Annotated in this window: 12 protein-coding genes; 9 read left to right on the top strand and 3 right to left on the bottom strand. The window is 74.7% G+C overall.

What is annotated here, in order from left to right; translation table 11 throughout:
- Nucleotides 1-232 precede the first annotated feature (232 nt).
- The 8 genes from VGC13_RS03470 to VGC13_RS03435 are packed head-to-tail and all read left to right on the top strand — an operon-like array spanning nt 233 to nt 11,860.
- Nucleotides 233-2,098 (top strand): type VI secretion system Vgr family protein, encoded by a 1,866-nt coding sequence (locus tag VGC13_RS03470; RefSeq protein WP_331123810.1) that lies wholly within the window; start codon nt 233-235, stop codon nt 2,096-2,098.
- A 3-nt stretch (nt 2,099-2,101) separates the two neighbouring features.
- On the top strand, nt 2,102-3,817 hold the full coding sequence (locus VGC13_RS03465) for a hypothetical protein (RefSeq protein ID WP_331123809.1): 1,716 nt from the start codon (nt 2,102-2,104) through the stop codon (nt 3,815-3,817).
- Complete coding sequence (locus tag VGC13_RS03460) at nt 3,814-4,821, top strand: PASTA domain-containing protein (RefSeq protein ID WP_331123808.1); 1,008 nt, start codon at nt 3,814-3,816, stop codon at nt 4,819-4,821. The genes VGC13_RS03465 and VGC13_RS03460 overlap by 4 nt, the downstream gene beginning before the upstream one ends.
- Nucleotides 4,818-6,461 (top strand): type VI secretion system baseplate subunit TssK, encoded by a 1,644-nt coding sequence (gene tssK, locus VGC13_RS03455; RefSeq protein WP_331123807.1) that lies wholly within the window; start codon nt 4,818-4,820, stop codon nt 6,459-6,461. Before VGC13_RS03460 ends, tssK begins: the two co-directional genes overlap by 4 nt.
- Before the next feature lie 16 nt (nt 6,462-6,477).
- Nucleotides 6,478-9,258 (top strand): ATP-dependent Clp protease ATP-binding subunit, encoded by a 2,781-nt coding sequence (locus tag VGC13_RS03450; protein ID WP_331123806.1) that lies wholly within the window; start codon nt 6,478-6,480, stop codon nt 9,256-9,258.
- Nucleotides 9,259-9,260: 2 nt separating this feature from the next.
- Nucleotides 9,261-10,283 carry an FHA domain-containing protein gene (locus tag VGC13_RS03445; protein ID WP_331123805.1) on the top strand — a complete coding sequence of 341 codons (1,023 nt, stop codon included), beginning with the start codon at nt 9,261-9,263 and terminating at the stop codon, nt 10,281-10,283.
- Nucleotides 10,284-10,323: 40 nt separating this feature from the next.
- Nucleotides 10,324-11,103 (top strand): transglycosylase SLT domain-containing protein, encoded by a 780-nt coding sequence (locus tag VGC13_RS03440; protein ID WP_331123804.1) that lies wholly within the window; start codon nt 10,324-10,326, stop codon nt 11,101-11,103.
- A 1-nt stretch (nt 11,104) separates the two neighbouring features.
- Complete coding sequence (locus tag VGC13_RS03435; protein ID WP_331123803.1) at nt 11,105-11,860, top strand: serine/threonine-protein kinase; 756 nt, start codon at nt 11,105-11,107, stop codon at nt 11,858-11,860.
- 714 nt (nt 11,861-12,574) lie between these two features.
- Here the strand turns inward: VGC13_RS03435 and VGC13_RS03430 are convergent.
- The 3 genes from VGC13_RS03430 to VGC13_RS03420 all read right to left on the bottom strand — a co-directional run bounded on the left by VGC13_RS03430 (nt 12,575) and on the right by VGC13_RS03420 (nt 16,659).
- Nucleotides 12,575-13,756, bottom strand: coding sequence for an FHA domain-containing protein (locus VGC13_RS03430; RefSeq protein ID WP_331123802.1), 1,182 nt, complete (start codon nt 13,754-13,756; stop codon nt 12,575-12,577).
- 10 nt (nt 13,757-13,766) lie between these two features.
- The gene (locus VGC13_RS03425; RefSeq protein WP_331123801.1) at nt 13,767-15,128 is read right to left on the bottom strand and encodes a hypothetical protein; all 1,362 of its coding nucleotides are present in this window, start codon (nt 15,126-15,128) and stop codon (nt 13,767-13,769) included.
- 133 nt (nt 15,129-15,261) lie between these two features.
- Nucleotides 15,262-16,659 (bottom strand): hypothetical protein, encoded by a 1,398-nt coding sequence (locus VGC13_RS03420; RefSeq protein ID WP_331123800.1) that lies wholly within the window; start codon nt 16,657-16,659, stop codon nt 15,262-15,264.
- A 273-nt stretch (nt 16,660-16,932) separates the two neighbouring features.
- Here VGC13_RS03420 and VGC13_RS03415 point away from each other — a divergent pair, with 273 nt between their 5' ends.
- Nucleotides 16,933-20,022 (top strand): tetratricopeptide repeat protein, encoded by a 3,090-nt coding sequence (locus VGC13_RS03415; RefSeq protein ID WP_331123799.1) that lies wholly within the window; start codon nt 16,933-16,935, stop codon nt 20,020-20,022.

Here is a 20,022-nt window from a genome sequence, read left to right as displayed (position 1 = left end):
ATCATGCGGTTCGCACCCCCTGATGCGCGATCCCGAGAGCCATCCGCCACTCCACGATCCGGGGGGAGGGATGCGGATCGGCCGGCGATCTTCGCGGCGCATGGAATCGTGCGGTTCGCACCCCCTGATGCGCGATCTTGAGAACCATCCACCCACCACACGATCCAGATGAGCGGCACGGTTCCAGACACTGGTCTTTCTCCGGATCCGGTATGAAAGGGGCGGCTGAGCCATGCGCGTGACCGTCACCGTGCAGGTGGGGGGACTGGTCCTGAAGTCCAGCGAGGTGGAGCACCTGGAGGTGCAGCAGGAGGTGGGAAGCCACCACGTCTGCTTCCTGGACTTTTTTCGCGACACCGGGCTGGTCCCCGTGTCGCTGGACCGGCTGCTGGGCGAGCCGCTGACGGTGACGCTGGCGGGGGACGACGGCGCCGTCTTTACCGCCTTTCAGGGCGAGGTGGCGGCCGGGTCGCAGAGCCACCTGGCGCACGAGTCCGCCCGCTTTTCGCTGGAGGCGGTCTCGCTTTCCGCGCGGATGCAGGCGCACCGCGCCACCGCCTACTATCCCGAGCACACGCTGGCCGACGTGGTCTCGGCCGTGGGCGCGACGCTGGTGGGCTCCGCCGCGGGGGGGCCGCTGGACTACGTGCAGCACGGCGAGTCCGACTTCGACTTCCTGGTGCGCGTGGCCGACGACCACGGCTGCCTGGTCCGCGCCACGGCCGAGGGGGTGGAGGTGCGGACGGGGTTCAACGACGCCGGGTGGGAGCTGGCCTGGGGAACCAACCTGTTCGCCCTGACCTCGCACTGCCGCCCCGTGAACGCGGGGTTCAAGGGCGCCGCGTACCAGGTGGCCGACAAGAAGGACCACCGCTTTCACGGCGTGCGCAAGGACCCGCCCACCACGGGCGGAGCGGGCGCGCTGGTGGGCGCCGCGCGCCGCCTGTCGCGCGAGCTGGCGGGCGGCGGCGACCCCCACGTGGACGAGACCGCTTCGCGGGCGCCGCGGCTGGCGGCCTTTCGCGACGCGCTGGAGCGCGAGAGCCAGCGGGCGCTGGGCGGCGCGGTGCTGGTGGAGGGCGCCAGCAGCCACCTGGGGCTTACGGCGGGCGACACCGTGCGCATATCCGGCGGCGAAAGCTGGAAGCTCCCCATGGTGGGCGCCTTTGGCCTGGTGCGGGTGACGCACCGCTTCGACGGGCAGCAGTACGGCAACGAGTTCACCGCCACCCCCTGGTCCGGCTACACCGCCGCCCGCCGCCCCCCGCGCCGCACGGTGGAGGGGCTGGTGACGGCGGAGGTGACGGACAACCGGGACCCCAAGCGGATGGGGCGCGTGCGCCTGCGCTACCGCTGGCAGGACGCGGGAAAGCAGACGCACTGGGTGCGGGTGGCGGCGCCGCACGCGGGGAACGGGCGCGGCCAGCTGTTCGCCCCCGAGGTGGGGGACGAGGTGCTGGTGGCGTTCGAGCACGGCGACCCCGAGCGCCCCTACGTGCTGGGCTCGCTGTGGAACGGCAAGGACGTGGGGCCGCACGCCGACGAGCACCCGGACGTCAAGCGCATCATCACCCGCAGCGGCAACACCATCCAGATGATCGACACCGGCGGCCGCGAGACGATCGAGATCTTCTCGGCGAAGGGGCAGTGCCTGGTGCAGCTGACCAACGACCACGACGGCACCCCCACGCTCACCCTGCACTCGGAGGGCGACCTGTCCATCGAGGCGAAGGGCGAGATCCGCCTGTCGTGCGAAAAGCTGGTGGAGAAGGTGAAGGGCGACGCCGCGCGCGAGGTGGGGGGCGACGCCACGGTGAAAGTCGCCGGCGCGCTGGTGGAGTCGGCCGGGGGCAGCGTGGGGATCGCGGCGGGGACCAACGCCGTCTTCACCGCCGGGGCCAACCTGGACGCCGTGGGCGGCGCCATCACCAAGGTGGTGGGGAGCATGGTGCACATCAACCCGCCCGGCGGCGGCGCCCGCGCCCCCCGTGCCGTCATTCCCAAGACCAGGGGGTCCGCCTGGAAGGCGCAGCCGGTGCCGCAGCCGGGGCCGGGAACCAGCACGGCCGACGCGCCCACCCCCCGCCGGAAGGGCTGAGCCGTGAGCGAGACCGTGCACCGCGCGCTGGCCAGCAGCACCCGCACCGCGGGCGAGATCGCGGCGGAGCTGCGCCGCGACTTCGCCCTGGCGATGGAGGCGCATTACGAGACGCAGCCGCCCGTGGACCCCGTGCTCGCCACGGTCTTCCACGCGCTCGCCGTGCAGGTGGCCCGCGTCTACGAAGAGGCCGAGCGCGTCTTTCCGGTGACGGTGCTGGACGACCTGGTGGCCGGGCTGGCCATGGAGCCGCGGCTGGCGTCGCCGGCGCAGGCGGTGGTGCGCTTCGCGGGGATGGACCAGCGCGAGACGGTCTCGGCCGAGACGCAGCTGTGGGGGTTCACGCGCACGGGAAGCCAGGTGGGCTTCGCCCCGGACGAGCCGATCGACGTCTCCCCCACCACGCTGGCCTTTGCCGCGGTCTACGAGGCCGGCCGGCTGCACGCCATTCCCGGCGCCCGCGTCCCCGGCGGCGCAGTGGTGCCGCCGGGAAGCGTGCCGCTGGCGCTGCCGGGCGCCGCGCCCACCCTGTGGCTGGCGTTCGACGCGGACGAGGGGCACCTGGGCGGGCTGGGCGTGTTCCTGGACGCCGAGGGGGCCGCCGCCGAGGCGCTGGCCCGCTCCCCCTGGCAGCTGCTGGGGCCCGAGGGGACGGTGCGCGAGGACGGGATGCTGCGGCCCACGCCGGGGCGCGGCGGCGTGCGCCGGCTGGCCTGGTTTCACGAGGCGGCGCCACGGGGCGCGGGGGACGGCGCCGCGGCGGTGGTGCCGCTGGCCGACGGCCCGTACGGCGCCCGCGTCTGGGTGTTTCCCCCCGTTCCGGCGGACCGCCGCCACCGCTGCGCCGTGCCCCTGCCCCTGCGCGCCGCCGCGCCCCTGCTTCTTCCCGAGAGCGCCCCGCACGCGCTGGACCGGCCGCTGGCCTGGGTGCAGGTGCCGCTTCCGGCGGGAACGCGCGGGGTGCCGAACGCGCTGCACCGGGTGGAGCCGCACTGCGTGACCGCCAGCAACGTGGAGGTGGCGAGCGAGCAGGTGACCTTCGACCGCATGGGCACCGCCGTGCGGCTGTGCCCGGAGGGAAGCCGCACCCGCCACGTGATGGGCGTGCTGAGCGTGACCGGGCAGCGCGGCGCCCGCTACGCGGAGGAGTCGGCGGTGGAGGGCGCGCCGGGCGCCGGGCGCTGGCGGTATCGCGAGGGGCACCTGGAGCTGCGCCCCGCCCGCCACGCCACCGGGCTGGGCGACGACTACGCCATGGTGCGGCTGCTATACTGCGACGGCGAGCGGGCCAACGGGATGGAGATCGGCGCCGTCTGCCGGGTGGACGCGGAGCTGGCCAACGTGACGCTGCAGGTGGCCAACCTTACCGTCTCGCGCGGCGGCGCGGCCCCGCCGGCGTACGCCCCGGCACGGGTGCGCTTCGCCGAGCTGCTGCGCACCCGCGAGCGGGTGGTGACCGCGGCGGACGTGGAGGCGGCGGCGCGCGCCTTCGACGTCCGCATCGCCCGGGTCGAGGTGGAGGGGCGGGCCGAGGCGGGGCCGGAGGGCGTCGTCCGCACCGAGGCGGTGACGGCGTGGGTGCGCCCGGCGGAGTTCGCCGACCCCGAGGGCGAGCTGCCCCGGCTGCGCGCGGCCCTGGAGGCGCACCTGCAGGGCCGCTCCGCGCTGGGGCACGTGGTGCGGGTCTGCGTGCAGCCGCTGGCGGGAGGCGCGCGGTGACGCGGACCATGCCGGACCTGTGCACCCCCCGCCGCGGGTTCCGGCACGACCTGGACAGCGCCGTGGCCACGCTGCGCCGGCTGGGGGTGGAGGCCGACCGGGTGGGGGTGCGCTCCGCCGGGCCCGGCTGGGCGCGGGGCACGGTGCTGCGGCAGTCGCCGGAGCCGGGGACGGAGCTCACCGCCCGGACGCGGGTGACGCTGGCCGTGGCGGGGGCGGGCGGGGTGGACGTGCTCCCCTATCCCCTGCGCGACGGGGGCGACGAGGGCTTTGGCGTGGACGCGCTGATGGCCCTGTTCGACAACCCCCTGCTGAAGCTGGCGCTGCACGTGCGCGGCGCCGGCGGCTTTCTGGCGCTGCACCCGGACGACGACGCCGTCACCCTGCGCTGGATCCAGGAGATCTTCGGCCTGGACCTGGACCTGCGCCCCGTGGGCGACACCCCGGCGACGCCCCTGTTTCCCCGCGAGTGCTGGTACCCGCTGGCGCGCCTGCTTCCCGCGCTGCACCAGGTGGCGGGGACGGAAGCGGCGGTGCGGCTGGCGCTGGGGACCGTCTTTGGCCTTCCCGTGGCGCGGGTGCGCGCGGTCCGCGGCATCGTCCCCCTGCCGCCGGAGGGGCGCACGCGGCTGGGCCAGGCCGCCTCGCGGCTGGGGATCGACACCGTGGCGGGCGAGGGCGTGGCCGCGCCCTGCGTGCTGGAGGTGACGCTGGGGCGACAGCGGACGGACGATCCGCCCCTGACGCTGGCGCAGTGGCGCGAGCATGACACCCCTGTCCGCCGTGCCCAGCGCGACGCGCTCTACCGCCTGGCCGTCCCCGCCGCGCTGCACCGCGGCGTGCGCGAGGCGTGGGCGGTGGGCGACCCCGACGCCGGCGCCCGCCCGGGCGACCCCGAAAACCCGCCCGTCCTGGGCGTGAACGCGCGCCTGGTCGCCGCCCCGGCCGCCGTCCCGCGCGGTGCCGTTCCCGAGATCGACATCCCCGAAAGGAGTGCCGCGTGACCCCTCGCCCCCCCGCCCCCCGGTCCGTCAACTGGACCACGGGGATGCTGTTGACGCCCGACCACTTTCGCATCCAGGACGCCTACGCCGACGCGCTGGTGGGGTGGGTGCTGCGCTACTGCGTTCCCGGGACGGGGCTGGTGGGGGGCGGCGTGCGCCTGGGCGAGACGGAGCGCGGCTTGGCGGGGCACGACCCGCGGCTGCAGGTGGCCGACGACGGCGAGACGGTGCGCGTGGCGGTGCTGGAGGCGCGGGGGATCACCCCCTCGGGCGAGTTCGTGGAGGTGGGCGGGGGCGACGCGGCGCGCGGCGAGTTTCGCAAGGCGGACCTGGCGGGGCTGACGGACGTCCTGGTCTACCTGGTGCGCGGGGCGGAAAAGGAGGAGGACCCCGCCAGCGTGGGCGCCGACGCGGCCAACCCCGCGCAGGCGGCGCTGCGGCGGGCCAGCTACCGGGTGGCGCTGGGGGCCGACGGCGACGCGGCGGCGCACGCGCTGGCGGTGGGCCGGCTGCGCCGCGCCTCGGAAACGCTGGCGTTCGAGCCGGACGCCCGCTTCATCCCCCCCTGCGCCACCGTCCTCGCCCACAGCGAGCTGTACGCGGGGTGGGCGGGGCTGCACAACGAGGTGGTGCAGCTGGCCGGCCGCTACGCCGAGCTGCACCGCTCCATCGCCTGGTACGCCGAGCAGGTGGCGCAGCGGGGCGTGGACGCGCACGACGACCGCGAGGTGCTGGCGTTCGTGGAGCGGGCGGTGCTGGCGCTGGACGGGTGCGCGTACGAAACGCTGGACCCCGCCATCCCCCCCGACCAGCTCTTTCGCGAGGTGGAGCGCGCGGGGCGGCGCATCGCCGTGGCGCTGGACCTGTCCGCCGCCACCCGCCACTTCTTCCAGACCCTTTCCGGCGCGGACGCCAGCTACGCGGTGCTGCTGGAGGAGGAGCGGCAGGCGCTGGCCCGCGGGCGCGAGCGGCGCACCCGCGAGGAGCTGCGTCCGGCGCTGGAGCGCGCGGGCGAGACGCTTACCCGGCTGCGGCGGCTGTGCGACGCGCTGGAGGGCAAGTACCTGGACTTCCGGGTGAACCGCGCGCTCGACACGCTCAAGTTCCTGCTGGACCGCGGCGGCGAGCACTTCTACATCGCCGTGGCCACCCCCGGGCACCCGCAGCGCGACGGCGACCTGCTCACCTTCGTCTTCAGCCACATGAGCCTCACGGGGCGCCACGAGTACCGGGTGGTGCTGCTGGGCGACCCGCACGGCATCAGCGAGTGGCAGGTGGGCGAGGAGCTGCGCGTGGACCTGCGGGTGAACGCCGCCGCCGGCCCCTCGCGCCCCATCTCGCGAAGCGTGCAGTGCGAGATCCCGGGGCAGCGCAACTTCGCCGTCAACTTCGACACGCCGCCGGAGGTGGCCACCGTCAGCGGGCTGCAGGTGACGGTGCAGCCCGGCTACCGCGTGCGCGCCGCCGTGCTCTACCAGCGCCGCCTGGGGCTGGCCTCCGAGGCGACCCCCGCGCCGCCGCCGCCCGTCTCCGGCACGGTGAGCGTTCCGGAGCCGGTCCCCGCGGCGCCGTCGGCGCCCGCCCCCCTTTCGCCCCCGGCCGAGTCGCGCACGCCGCGCATCCGGCTGCGCAAGCCCTGAATCGCGGGACCCCGTCATGGACCTCACTCGCCTTGCCCTGGACCTTTCGGCCGCGCTGGAGCAGGCGCGCGCCCACGCCGCCCGCCGCGGCGCCGGCTACATCCAGCCCCGGCACCTGCTGGCCGCCCTGCTGGAGCCCGGCGGCGCGCTGGCCCAGCTGGCCCCCGCGCTGGGGCTGGACGCCGGCGCCGCCCGCGAGGCGGTGGAGACCGCCGGCGACGACGGCGCGGCGCGGCTGGAGCCCGGGCGCCAGCCGATCGCCGGGCGCGCGCTGCGCGACCTGCTGGACCGCGCCTTTGCCCGCGCCGACCGGCGCGGGGCCCACACGGTGGGTGCGCTGGAGGTGGCGCTGGCGGCGGCCGAGCCCGCGCAGGGCGAGCTGCCGCGCGCCCTGCGCGACGCCGGCTGGTCGCCCGACCGGCTGGCGGCGGCGCTGGACTCGCCCGAGGTCATGCAGCCCGCCGCGGAGCAGGCCGCTCCGGCGGCGGGGAGCGTGCTCGCCCGCTTTGCCCGCGACCTGACCGCCGACGCGCGTGAGGGGCGGCTGCCGCCGGTGCTGGGGCGCGACGCCGAGACCCGGCACGTGGTGCAGACGCTGCTGCGCAAGTCCAAGAACAACCCGGTGCTGGTGGGCGATCCCGGGACGGGAAAGACGGCGGTGGTCGAGGGGCTGGCGCTGCGGATGGCCGCCGGCGACGTCCCCGCCTCGCTGCGCGGCTGCCGGCTGCTGGCGCTGGACCTGACGTCGCTGGTGGCGGGCGCCAAGTACCGCGGCGAGTTCGAGGAGCGCATCAAGGCGGTCGTGGACGAGGTAAAGGCGCAGAAGGACGTGGTCCTGTTCCTGGACGAGCTGCACACGCTGGTGGGGGCGGGGGGGAACGCCGGGGGGATGGACGCGGCCAACATCCTCAAGCCGGCGCTGGCCCGGGGCGAGCTGCGCTGCATCGGCGCCACCACGCACGACGAGTATCGCGAGACGATCGAAAAGGACGGCGCGCTGGCCCGCCGCTTCGAAAAGGTGACGGTGGACGAGCCGGACGACGAGACGGTGCTGCAGATGCTGCACGGCGCGCGCGGCCACTACGAGCGCCACCACGGCGTCACGGTGAGCGACGGGGCGCTGGACACGGTGGTGCGCCTGGCCCGCCGCCACCTGCGCGACCGCTTTTTCCCCGACAAGGCGTTCGACGTGCTGGACGAGGCCGCCGCCCGACTACGCATGCAGCTGGAGTCGCGCCCCGAGGCGCTGGACACGGCCGAGCGCGAGCTGGCCCGGGCGGAGTCGCGCCTGGCCGGGGCGGGGGACGACGCGGACCGCCCCGCGCTGCAGGCCAGCGTGGAGCGGCTGCGGGGGGAGCGCGACGCGCTGGATGCCCGCTGGCGCGAGCAGCAGGAGGTGGCCGACGGGCTGGGCGCCACCCACGCGGCCATCGCCGAAAAGGAGGCGGAGCTGGCCGCGGCCGAGGGGCGCGGCGACACGGCGGCCGCGGCGGAGCTTCGCTACGGCACGCTGAAGTACCTGCGCGAGCAGCGGGCGGACCTCGAGGGGCGGGCGGAGGCGCTGGCCGCCTCCGGGGTGTCGCTGGGGCGCGAGGTGGGGCCCAACGACGTGGCGGAAGTGGTCGCGCGCCGCGCCGGCGTTCCCCTGTCGCGGATGATGGAAAGCGAGCGCGAGCGGCTGCTGCTGCTGGAGGAGCGGCTGCGCGCCCGCGTGCACGGGCAGGACGCCGCCGTGGACGCGCTGGCCGATGCCGCACGGCGGATGCGCGCGGACCTGCGCGCGCGGCGCAAGCCGGCCTCGTTCCTCTTCGTCGGACCTACGGGGGTGGGAAAGACGGAACTGGCCAAGGCGCTGGCCGAGGCGCTGTTCGACGACGAGACGGCGCTGGTGCGCATCGACATGGCCGAGTACAAGGAGGCCCACTCCGTCTCCGGCCTCATCGGCTCGCGGCCGGGGCTGGTGGGCTCGGAGCAGGGCGGGTTCCTGACGGAGCAGGTGCGCCGCAGCCCGCACTCCATCGTGCTCTTCGACGAGGTGGAAAAGGCGCACCCCGAGGTGATCGACATCCTGCTGGGCGTGCTGGACGAGGGGCGGCTGACGGACGCCCGCGGCCGCTTCTGCGACTTCACGGGAACGCTCATCATCCTCACCTCCAACCTGGGCGTGCGCGAGGCGATGGCGGGGAGCGACGATCCGGCGGAGCGCAAGGAGATCATCCTGAAGGTGGTGCAGGCCTCGCTGCGGCCCGAGCTGTTCAACCGCCTGGGCGACGTGATCGCCTTCGACGCGCTGGAGCCCGCGGTGCTGCAGCGCATCGTCCGCACGCACCTGAGCGGGGCGGGGACGCGGCTGCGCGACGAGTACGGCGCCACGCTCGAGGCCGATCCCGAGGCCATCGCGCTGCTGGCGGAGCTGGCGTACGACCCCGCGTACGGCGCGCGCCCCGTGGACCGCACGGTGGAGCGGATGGTGGTGAGCGACCTGTCGCGGCTGGTGATCGGCGGCGACGTGGCCGCGGGCTCGCTGGTGCGCGTGGTCCGCGACAGGGACGGCGTGGCGCTGCTGGCGGGGACGCGGCAGGAGGTGGAGGAAGAGGCGCGGCGGATGGCGGAGGAAGCCGCCCTCGCCGCCGCCGAGGCCGCCGAAGCGGAGCGGGCCGCGGCGGCGGCGGCCGAAGCGGAGCGGATCGCGGCGGAGACGGCGGCGTCTTCCGATCCGGGACCGGGGGACGGAGTGGCGGGGGACGATGCGGACGCGCGGACGGACGCGGAAGCCGCCGCGCCGGCGGGGGTGTGACGATGGGTGCCCGGCACTTCCGCATCCTGCTGTGCGCCGCCGCGCTGGTCCCGCTCTCCGCGATTCGCCTGGCCGCGCAGGACCCCGCCGCGCCGGCCGCGGGGCAGGCGGTCCCGGGACAGGCGCCCGCCGCCGTGGCGCCCGCGCCGCCGCCCGGCCCGCCGCCGCTGACGCCGGCGCAGCTTGAGGACAAGCGTCGCCTGGCCGGCCAGGCGCGGGCCGCCTCCGCCCAGCCGCTGACGACGGAGAGCGCCACGTCGCGGATGGACCTGTGGAAGATGGTGCTGATCATCGACCCCGACGACAAGGAAGCCGAGCTGGAGTACAACCGCGCGCTGGGCGACCTGCAGACGGCGCGCGCGCAGGAGGCCACCCAGAAGCAGCAGCAGGACGCGGAGGCAAAGACGCAGGCGCAGCAGGCGGCCGACCGCCGCGAAAAGCTGAACCTGGCGGAGCGGGCCCTGTACGCGCGGGACCTGAACAGCGCCGAGCAGATCGTGACCGGCGTGCTCTCGCAGTCGCCCGACGATCCGCGCGCCAGCTCCATGGCGGCCGCCATCCGCCAGGCGCAGGACGCCCGCCGCTTTACCCGGCGCATGCTGATTGCCGCAGGGGCGCTGGGGGTGTTCGGCGCGGGGATCCTGGTGCTGCTGCGCAGGCTGGGCGGCAAGCCCGGCGCGGAAAAGCCCGGCGCGACGGGTCCGAAGGCGATCGTGAAGGTGATCGATGGGGTGGGGCGGGGAAGGCTGGCGCCGGTGGAAAAGGAGGTGTTCCGCATCGGCGCGGCCGACGGCGAGCGGCCGGACGAAAAGAACGACCTGGTCATCAGCGACTCGGCCGCGCTGGTCTCCCGCTACCACTGCACCATCCTGCGGAAGGGGCGCGACTACTTTCTGCTGGACAGCAGCCTGAACGGCACCCGGCTGAACGACCAGCCCCTGCAGCGCGGCGAGCACCAGCCCCTGGACGACGGCGACGAGATCGTCCTCGCCGGCGCCTCGCGCCTCAAGTTCCTGCACACGTAAGCGCCGCGTCCGGTTCCGGCGGGCAGAAAGGGGAGTCGCGATGACCGGAGAACCGCTGGCCTTCACGGACGGCGCGGCCCGCTACACGGTGGTGCTCGGCAAGGCCCCGCGCACACCGGGAACAGGGGTGCGCTTTAGCAACGCCACGGCGGCGCGGACGTTTTTTGAACGCGTTGCGGGAATCCCCGCCAACCGCCAGGCGTTCGGGCTTCTGGTGCAGTCGCTCTCCTTGGGCGGCACGCAGCTGTCGATGCCCCGCCTCCTTGGCACCCTCGCCAGCAAGGCGCTTACGGGCGATCTGCACGTGCGGCGCGAACCCCCGGCGGGCCCACCCGCACCGCCCCCGCCGGCCACCGCGCCGCTGGCTCCCCCCAAGGAATCGTGGCGCCCGAAAAGTAATTCGCTCTCTCTGGACGAGATCACAGAGATCGTCAAGGCGAACAACAACTCCGGTCTATCGGACGAGTTGATCATCTGCCTGGCGTATAAGGAATCCACGTTCGTTCCGACGGTGAAGAACGCCGGAAGCTCGGCTACTGGATTGATGCAGATCACGAAAGCTGCTGTGACCGACGTCAACACGAACTACAAGGCGCTCGGGGCAAATTTCAGCCACGCGGACATGACGGACCCCGTCAAGAACATCCAGTGCGGGACCTGGTACCTCAAGCTCCGGGTCAAATGGAAGAAGGGCGATGTCTCGGCGGGGCTGGCCGGCTACGGAACTGGAGCGGCGTATGCCGCGTCGATCCTGAAGTGCGAACAATGCCGCAAGGGAACGAAGGACGGCATCGAGTGCCTGAAATCGACCCACTCCTGACGTGGACGCCCACGTGATTGCACGCGCCACCGGTGCGGTACGGTCGGGGAGCGTCGGCCCGGGCGGATCCACGGGGGACCGATGGATTGCGGGTGTCACGCTGCGGGAGTCGGATCGGGCCGGGCGGGCGAGCGTTCCCGAGGCGCTTACGGGCATGATCCGGTTGATGGATGACGTCGAGGCCCTCCACGCGCGCGGCATCATCCACCGCGACATCAAGCCCAGCAACATCATCGTAACGGCGGACGGGGAACTGCGGCTGATCGACTTCGACGTGGCGGTGCAGCGCGGGGCGCGCAGCACGCTGCCGGGGCACGAGGACGTGCGCATCGGCACGCTGCCGTACTCGGCGCCGGAGCAGATCCTGGATCCGGCCACGGCCACGTACGAGGCAGCCGACATCTACAGCCTGGGCGTGGTGCTGTACGAGATGCTCACCGGCCGCATTCCGTTCCCCATGACGGACGACGAAGACGAGGAGGAATACCGCGCCCGTCTTCCGTTCGCGGACCCCGTCCCGCCCACCGCCTACCGTCCCGACCTGGCGCCGCAGATCGAGGCCGTGCTGCTCAAGGCCATGCGCCGCGACCCCGCCGCCCGCCACGCCTCCGTCGCCGAGCTGCGCGAGGAACTGGAGGCGGCGTTCGGCGCGGTCGGCGACCCGGAGCCGCGGGCGAACGCATCCCGCGCTCCAACATCCATCCTCCTGATCGTCCCGCTCGTCCCGCTCGCGCTCTGGCTGTTCCTCTCCGGCTGATCCCGAATCCTGAAAAACGCAACATCGGGGGGGTACAGAGGGACAGAGAAAAACCAGAGGAGCAGAGGACACCAATCTTCCTCTGTTCCTCTGGCTTTTGTCTGTCCCTCTACACCCCCCGCCTTTTCAGGTGGTCGGATGGAGTGATGCCGGTTGTTTGCGGATCCGGAGGAAGGCCAGCGTCCGGAAATGTGCCGCTCCCCCGATCTTGGCGTGGGCCGGTGGTTCGCCAGATCGCGCATCAGGTGGTGCGGACGGCCTGCTTCACCGCGCCGTGGAGATCATCCAACGATCCACATCCCTCTCCAAAAAACGCGGATGGCCCCCTGCCGCGGTCCATCTCTCTCCCGTTCCCGACACATCACGCCGGCCCGTGCCTCGTCGACCGGCGCGCCATGCCTCCGCTCACGACAAGCTCTGCTTTGGACGGTGTGATCCGGGGGAACCGGCACGAGAAAACTCTGATGACTCTGCGTGAGTGAGGAGTCTTCCTTTACCATGGCCTCGGCTGACGCCGAATCCCGGAGCAACGGAATCTAACCCCGCGCACTCCATTGACCCGTGTCGGTTCCCCACCTGCTGCGCAGACCCTTGCTCACGGAACCTGGGTCGGCAGTAGCGGCATCCGGCCCGCCGTTGCCGGCTGTCCCCTGTAACCTGTCCCCTATTCCCTATTCCCTGTCAGGCGCATTCCTTTCCCAATCTCCCCGGGATCTACTTGTACGTCGTCCAGCGGTCCCAGCGGTTGGCGAAGCGGTCGATGTGCAGGTGCAGGCCGGTGCCCATCAGGTCGGGGCGGTTGCGGCGGCGGGCGCTCTCGATCTGCGCCTGCAGCACGCGGTCGTCGGAAAAGTCCTTTACCCGCACGCCGCGGCGGCGCAGGGCGTTCATCCCGAACACCAGCTGCTCGCGCGTAAGGTCGCGCACGCGCATGTCCAGCGCGCCGCCGGGGCCGTACAGCATCATGTGCTCGCCATGGTCGCGCCCGGTGACCACGATGCGCCGGCCGTAGCGCGCCTCGAACTCCTGCTGCGCCTCTTCGACCGCCGCCGCGAACTGCTCGGGCGTAAGCGCGCCACGGGGCAGGCCGGCGGTGGAGGCCCGGGTGGTGGCGGGCGCGGCCTGGTAGCGCGGCGGCACGGCGATCCGCTTTTCGCGGTACACGGCCGCGATGGCCGCCTCCAGGTTGGCGATGCGCGGGCGCACCCACGGATTGGCGCCCAGCCGGCTGGTCTCCAGCTGGTTTACCGCCCCGGCGAACTCGCGCAGCGCCGGGTCCGCCGCCCCCAGCGCCAGCAGCGCCGTGCCGCGCTCCACCCGCTCCGACGACGACAGCATCAGCGAATCCAGGTACACCGCGTCGGCCTCGGAGAGCGGCGCGTCCACCCTGGCCTCGCGGCGCAGCGCGGAGACGGCGACCGCCACCGCCGCCACCACCAGCGCCAGCGCCCCCGCCACCGCGCCCCGCCACAGCCAGCGCCGCCGCCGCGTGCGCCGGTCCACCAGCCCGCCCTGGCGCATCCGCGGCGGCGGGGGCGCGGCGGGCGCCACCAGGGCAGGGGGGCGTACGCGGGGGGCGGGGGCGGGCGGGGGCGCCTGCCCCGTGTCGAAGCGGTAGACCACCCCCGGCGCGAACTCCAGCAGGTCGCCGTGGCGCAGGCGGCGCGGGGCGGCGGCGGCGTCGCCGTTCACGCGCGGCGGGGCGTCGGCGCGGGCGGGCGAGATCCAGAACCCGTCCTCGCGCTCCAGGATGGAGACGTGGCGGGGGGCCATGCCGGGAAGCAGGATGCGCAGCCCGGAATCGGCCGCCGCGCCGATCCAGAAGGGCGTGGACTGCAGGTCGACGTCCGCGCCGCGGGTCTGCGGCGCGGGAACCAGCCGGGGGCGGGGAGGCATGACGGCCGGCCTACTGAAGCGCGCGCAGCTCCTGCACCACCCAGCCGTCGCCGCCGCGGCGCAGCCTGGCGCGCGAGGTGACCTGGTGCCGCTGCCCCTGGTAGCGCATCGTCAACGTGACGACCAGCGTGGCCACGTCGCCCTGGATCTCCGGCCCGTCCGTGACGGAGTGCGTGACCCCCAGGCCCACGTTGGGGGTGAACCGGCTGAACCACGCCGTCCACCGCTCCATCTCCTCCCCCGAGATGCCGGGGTAGGCGGCGCGGATGCGGTCCATCTGCCGCGACTCCACCGCGTTGGCGTAGCGGGCCACGGCGCCCAGCACCGCCCGCCGGTCTTCCTCGGCCGAGGGGCGCGCGGGCTCCGCCGGCGCGGCGGGGTCCGGCCGAGGAGCGGGACGGGGGCGCGTGCGCCGGGCGGGCGGCGGCGTGGGCCGGGGCTCGGCCGGGGTGGCCGCCGGGACGACGACGGAGTCGGTGAACGCGGTCACCGGCTGCACCGGGGCGGGAGCCGGCGCCGCCGCGACGGGCCCGGGGTCCGCGGGCCGGGCGACGGCCGCGTCGGCGGAGGGCGCGGACCGCTGGACCACCACCAGGGCCAGCACCACGCCCGCCGCGATCAGCAGTGCCCCCGCCGCGCCGTACAGCACGCGCCGCGAGGGGCCGCCGGTCCGAGGCGCGGGCGCCGGCTCGTCGTACAGCAGCAGCGCGGGTGCGGCCGGCACGGGCTCACCGGGGGGTGCGGGGGTCGCGGGGGCGTACGGGGGCGCCGGGAGGGTCGGCTCCTCCACGCGCGCGGCCGCGAACGGGGTTTCGACGGGGGCCGCGGCCGGAGGCGTGGCGGCGAGCGCGTCGTGGTCGTAGGCCCACGACTGCGCCAGGGAAAGGCCGCCGTCCGCCTCGCGCTCCAGCACCAGGCCCACGATGCGCCCGCCGTCTTCCCGCGCGAAGTACAGCGCGCCGCCGCCCTCCGCGTGGTGCATGGCGCCCAGCACCTCGTACACCCCTTCCGACGCGTCGCGCACCGCCTGCAGCAGCTCGCCAGGCGCGCTTCCCGTCCCGGCCGCGTCCGGGGCCACCCCCGACAGGTCGCGCCGGCAGCCGGCGCAGAAGCGCGGCCAGCCGTCCGCCACGGCGCCGCAGGCGGGGCAGGTGGTCTTGCCCACCGCCAGCGATCCGTCCAGCGCGTGCGCCACCTGCAGGTCGAACTCGTGGCCCTCGGGCGTGCGGTGCAGCAGCAGGAGGGCCAGCGCGCCGTCCGCGCGCGAGGCCGCCAGGTAGGCGATCCATCCGGCATCGCAGTCCAGCTCGCCCAGGAGCTGGAACTCGCCTTCGGTGGCCGCGCGGAGGGCCTCGTACAGCTCGGATCTCATGACAGCACCCTGCCGGGAGGGAGATGAAGGGGAGGCATTGAGGAGGGCCCGCCCGGGCGGGAGGGCCTTTCGCGCAGTATACGCCGCTCCGTTGCGAAGCGGAAGCATTCACGCCGGCGGCATTCACATCGGCTCAGCGTCCGGCCAGCGACCGCACCTCGCGCAGCGACCAGGCGCCCTCCCGCCACTCCAGGAGGGCGCGCATGGGGAGCGGCTGCTGCACCGCGCGCCCCGCGGGGTCCGTGTACGCCATCGCCAGCGTGAACAGCAGCTCGGCGCGGGTGCCGTCCACCGAGGCGCCGCCGTCCGCCACGAACTCCGTGCGCAGCCCGGCGCCGCAGTTCTGCCGGAAGAAGCGCTCCCACCGCTCCACCTCGGCCCCCGTGATCCCGGGATACGCCCGCGTGATCCGGCTGGTCTGGCACGAGCCCACCGCCTGCGCGTACCGGCGCACCGCCGCCTCCACGCCGTCCGCCGTGGGTGCCGCGGGCCCGGCCTCCGGATCGTCGCCGGCCGCCGCCGTGGCCGCGGGGGGCTGCGCCGTGGACGTGGATGGGCGGGGCGGGGTGGCTTCCGGCGCGGCGGACGCCGGCTTCGCCACCCCGGTGCGGGCGGCGGCCGGGGAGGGCCGCGGATCCACCGGCTTCTTTCCGCCTTCCGCCGCCGCGCCGGGATCGCCATCCGGACCGGGATCGGCCGGGACGTCCGCCGGCGGGGTGGCGGTGCCCAGCGCCGTCCGGGCGGAGTCGGTGGAGGGCGGCAGGGGCGGATCGCGCAGCACCAGCACCAGCGCGGCCACCAGCGCCACGCCCACGGCGGCCACCCCGGCCATCCCGGCGGCCCGGCGCACGCGCTCGCGTCCTCGGCTGCGCGCCCGCGCCGCCGGCGGATCCCACGGCGGGGAGACGGGCTCCTCCCGCTCCAGTGCCACCGCCGGCCCGGGCACGGCCGGCGGCGCCGGGGTGAACGCCTCCCCCGCGGCCGGCGACGCGGCGTGGGCCGCGTCTTCCCCGGGCTCCCAGGCGACCACCAGGTCCAGCTCTCCGCCCGCGTCCTGCTGCAGCGCCAGCCCCACGATGCGGCCGCTCGCCGTTTCGCGGGCGAAGTAGAGGGCGCCGCCCCCCTCCGCGTGGGGGAGCGCGCCCAGCACCTGGTACACGCCGTCCGCGGCGGCGCGCACCTCGGCCAGCAGCTCGCCGGCGGACCCGCCCGGCACCGCCGCGTCGGCCTGCACCCCCGTAAGGTCCGCGCCGCACAGGGCGCAGAAGCGCGGCCACCCCTCCTCGCCGGCCCCACAGGCGGCGCAGGTGGTGACGCCCACCGGAAGGCCGGCCTCCACCGCGTCCATCACCTCCAGGTCGAACTGCCCGCCGCCGTCCTCCGCTTCCTGCAGCAGCAGGACGGCGAGCCCGCCCCCGTCCAGCGCCTGGCCCAGGAACACGGCCCACGCGTCGGTGCCGCCCAGCTCGGCGGCCAGGTCGAACTCGTCGCGGGTGGCCTCGCGGACGGCGTCGTACAGCTCGGTTCTCACTGCGAAAACCCCGGGGCGGAAGTGGCGTGGCGGACGGAACGGAGGGAAAACACCTGACGGGAACAGTATAGGTCCGGTGCCGCGGTCGCGGAAGGCTCTCCTTGCGCGGGGACCGGCAAACGCATGGCGCACGGGGCGCGCGCTTGCTTGACGGCGCCGGGAGGCAAGTGTATCCTGAACGCGTATCAGTTCCCTTGATTGTCGGCTTCGGCTTTGTGTGGTTTCCGGCGTTCGCCGGTTCTTTCATATCCTCCGGATGGGATTCGACCTCCAATGACCCCCACCTCGCCTCCCGGCGTCCCGCGCCGGCCTTTCCGGCGCTCCCGCACCCCGCTCCTGCTGCTGTTCGCCGGGCTTGCCGCGCTTCCCGCGGCGCAGCCGGCGCGTGCGCAGACCGGGCGCGCGCAGATCACCGTGCTGGAGTACGAAGGCTCCGTCTGCCGCCAGGCCGCGGCCCGCACCGGCCGCGCCAGCCGGGGGTGGTACTGCTTCCGCGGGGTGGTGCGCCACCCCGCCGGGGTGGCCGAGGTGCTGGTGCAGGGCGAGCCCGCGGCGCTCCGCACCGACGAGACCGGCGCCACGGTGTTCACCGCGCTTCCCGAGATGAAGGACGAGGGCGGCGACATCGCGGTGGTGGTGCGCGCCTCCAACGGCGAAACCTCCGAGGGCGCGTACCGGCTTACGCCCGCCGCGCCCAACCCCGCGTACCCCGACCTGCGGCAGTTCTCGCTCACCAACCTGCGCCCCCGCCTGCTGGGCGCCGGCGACGACCGGTACGTGCCCCCGCCGCCCTCGGGCGTGGCGGTAAGCGCCCCGCCCACCGCCGCGCAGGCCGCCGCCGCGCAGGCCGCCGGGCCCCTGGCCTCCGCCGCGCCGGCGCCGGCCGCGGGGACGGGGGGTGCGGGGACCGGGACGACCGGGACGGGGACGGCGACGACCGGGACGGCGCGGACGGACTCCACCGGCGTGGTGGGGGCCGTGGCCGCCGCCCCCGCGTTCATCGAGGACCCGGCCAGCCGGTACATCCAGATCTCCGAGCCGCGCGAGTGGTCGGGGGTGGGGACGCGGGGGATCACCGTCCCCGGGCGCCGCTCGGTGCGGGTGACCGGGTACGCCTCGCACCCGGAGGGGGTGGAATCGGTGCTGGTGGACGGGCGCAGCGCCGCCATCCGCCAGGAGAACGGCGGGTCGTACCGCTTCGTGGGATACGTCCCCGCCGACTCGGTGAGCCGCGAGGTGGTGGTGATGGTGCGCGGCCGCACGGGAAACCCCGTCATCGGCCGGTACCAGCTGAACGCGACCCCGGCCGCGCAGAGCTTTGCCAGCCGGGACGAGCCGTGGAGCGCCCAGGCGGGGTTCCGGGGCCGGCGGTGGGCGGTGGTGGTGGGGATCAGCGCGTACCAGGACACCGCCATCAAGGCGCTGCAGTACGCCGACGACGACGCCCGCGCCATCTACGACTTCCTGCGCTCGCCCGCGGCCGGCGGCGGCGGCTTTGCCCAGGAGAACGTAAAGCTGCTGCTGAACGAGCAGGCCACGTACGCCGAGGTCCGCGCCGCGCTGTACTCCTACCTGCGCCAGGCCACGGACGAGGACCAGGTCTTCATCTACTTCGCCGGGCACGGCGCGCCGGACCCGGCGCGGCTCAGCGACCTGTACCTGCTCACCTACGACACCCGCGCCGACCAGGTGCCGGCGACCGGCTTTCCCATGCGCGACCTGGACCGCGCCGTGGGCGAGCTGTACGCCAGGCACGTGGTGCTGATCACCGACGCCTGCCACAGCGGCGGCATCACCACGCAGTTCGCCTCGCGCGGCGGGGACAACACCATCAACGACATCTTCCTGCAGCAGCTCAGCTCCACCACCGGAGGCCTGGCCGTCTTCACCGCCAGCGGCGCGGCGCAGCTGTCGCTCGAAGACGCCCGGTGGGGCGGCGGCCACGGCGTCTTCACGCACTACCTGCTCGAGGCGCTGCGGGGCGCGGCGGACGACGACGGCGACCAGATCGTCACCCTGAGCGAGATGATGCACTACACGGTCGAGCGGGTGCGGCGCGAGACGCAGAACTCGCAGATCCCCTCCATCGGCGACCGCACGTACGACCAGTACCTGCCCATGAGCATCGTGCTGGACCCGCGCGAGATCGCCGCCCACCAGGCCGTGGCGCAGGCTCCCGGCGCCGCGGCGCCGGGAGCCGCCGCGGCGGCTCCCGGCGCGCCGAAGCTCTCGCCCGCGCTGGCCGACTCGCTGGCCCGGGCCCGCGAGGCGGTGACGCTGTTCCCGTCCAGCGCCCAGTACCGCAGCCGCCTGGCGCGCGTGCTGCTGCGCGCCGAGATGCGCGACGAGGCGCTGCAGACGTTTCGCGAGGCGGTGCGGCTGGACGGCGAGAGCGCCGAGTTCCACGCCGACCTGGCCATGGCGCTGCGCGACGGCGGCGAAGCCGAGGCCGCGCTCCCGCACTTTGCCGACGCGCTGCGGCTGGACGCGCAGAACGGGCGGTACCAGCACGAGTACGGGGCCGCGCTGCTGATGCTGAACCGGATGGACGAGGCGCTGGGCGCGTACCGCCGCGCCGTGCGCCTGGACGCGGGCAACCCCGCGTACCACGCCTCGCTGGGCGAGGCCCTGCGCCTGTCGGGGCGCACGCGCGACGCGGTGGCCTCGCTGCGTACGGCGGTGCAGCTGGACGGCGAGACGCCGGTGTACCACCGCGAGCTGGCGGTCGCGCTGGCGGGCGACGGGCAGGCCGCCGAGGCGATCCAGGAAATGCAGGGCGCCATCCGCGCCGACTCGCTGAACGCCGCGTACCACATGGACCTGGCCGGCCTGCTGAACGGAATGGGGGACGGGGCCGCCGCGCGCGCAGCCATGGGGCGGGCCGTGCGGCTGGACTCGGCCAACGCGGCGTACCGCAGCGAGCTGGCCGCGCTGCTGGAGGCCACGGGGATGCAGTACGAGGCCATCCTGGAGCTGCGCACGGCGGTGCGGCTGGACTCGGCCAACGCCCGGTACCGCTACCAGCACGGCATGCTGCTCACCCGCTCCAACCAGGCCGACAACGCGCTGGCCGAACTGCGGGCGGCGGTGCGGCTGGCGCCCGAGGAGGCGTCGTACCGCAACGGCCTGGGACAGGCGCTGCGCGCGTCCGGGCGCCCGGCCGACGCGGTGGCCGAGCTGATCCAGGCCACGCGCCTGGAGCCCGAGAACGCGCAGTTCCAGTACGACCTGGCCCTGTTCTACACCGAGGCCGGCCAGCACGGCGACGCGCTGGCGGCGCTGGAGCAGGCGGCGCGGCTGGCGCCCGACAACCGCGAGTACGCCGTGGCGCTGCGCGACGCGCGCCGGCGCGCCCCCCGCTGA

This window comes from Longimicrobium sp., assembly GCF_036399255.1.
GTDB lineage: Bacteria > Gemmatimonadota > Gemmatimonadetes > Longimicrobiales > Longimicrobiaceae > Longimicrobium.
This window is presented reverse-complemented; position numbering and strand designations above follow the sequence as displayed.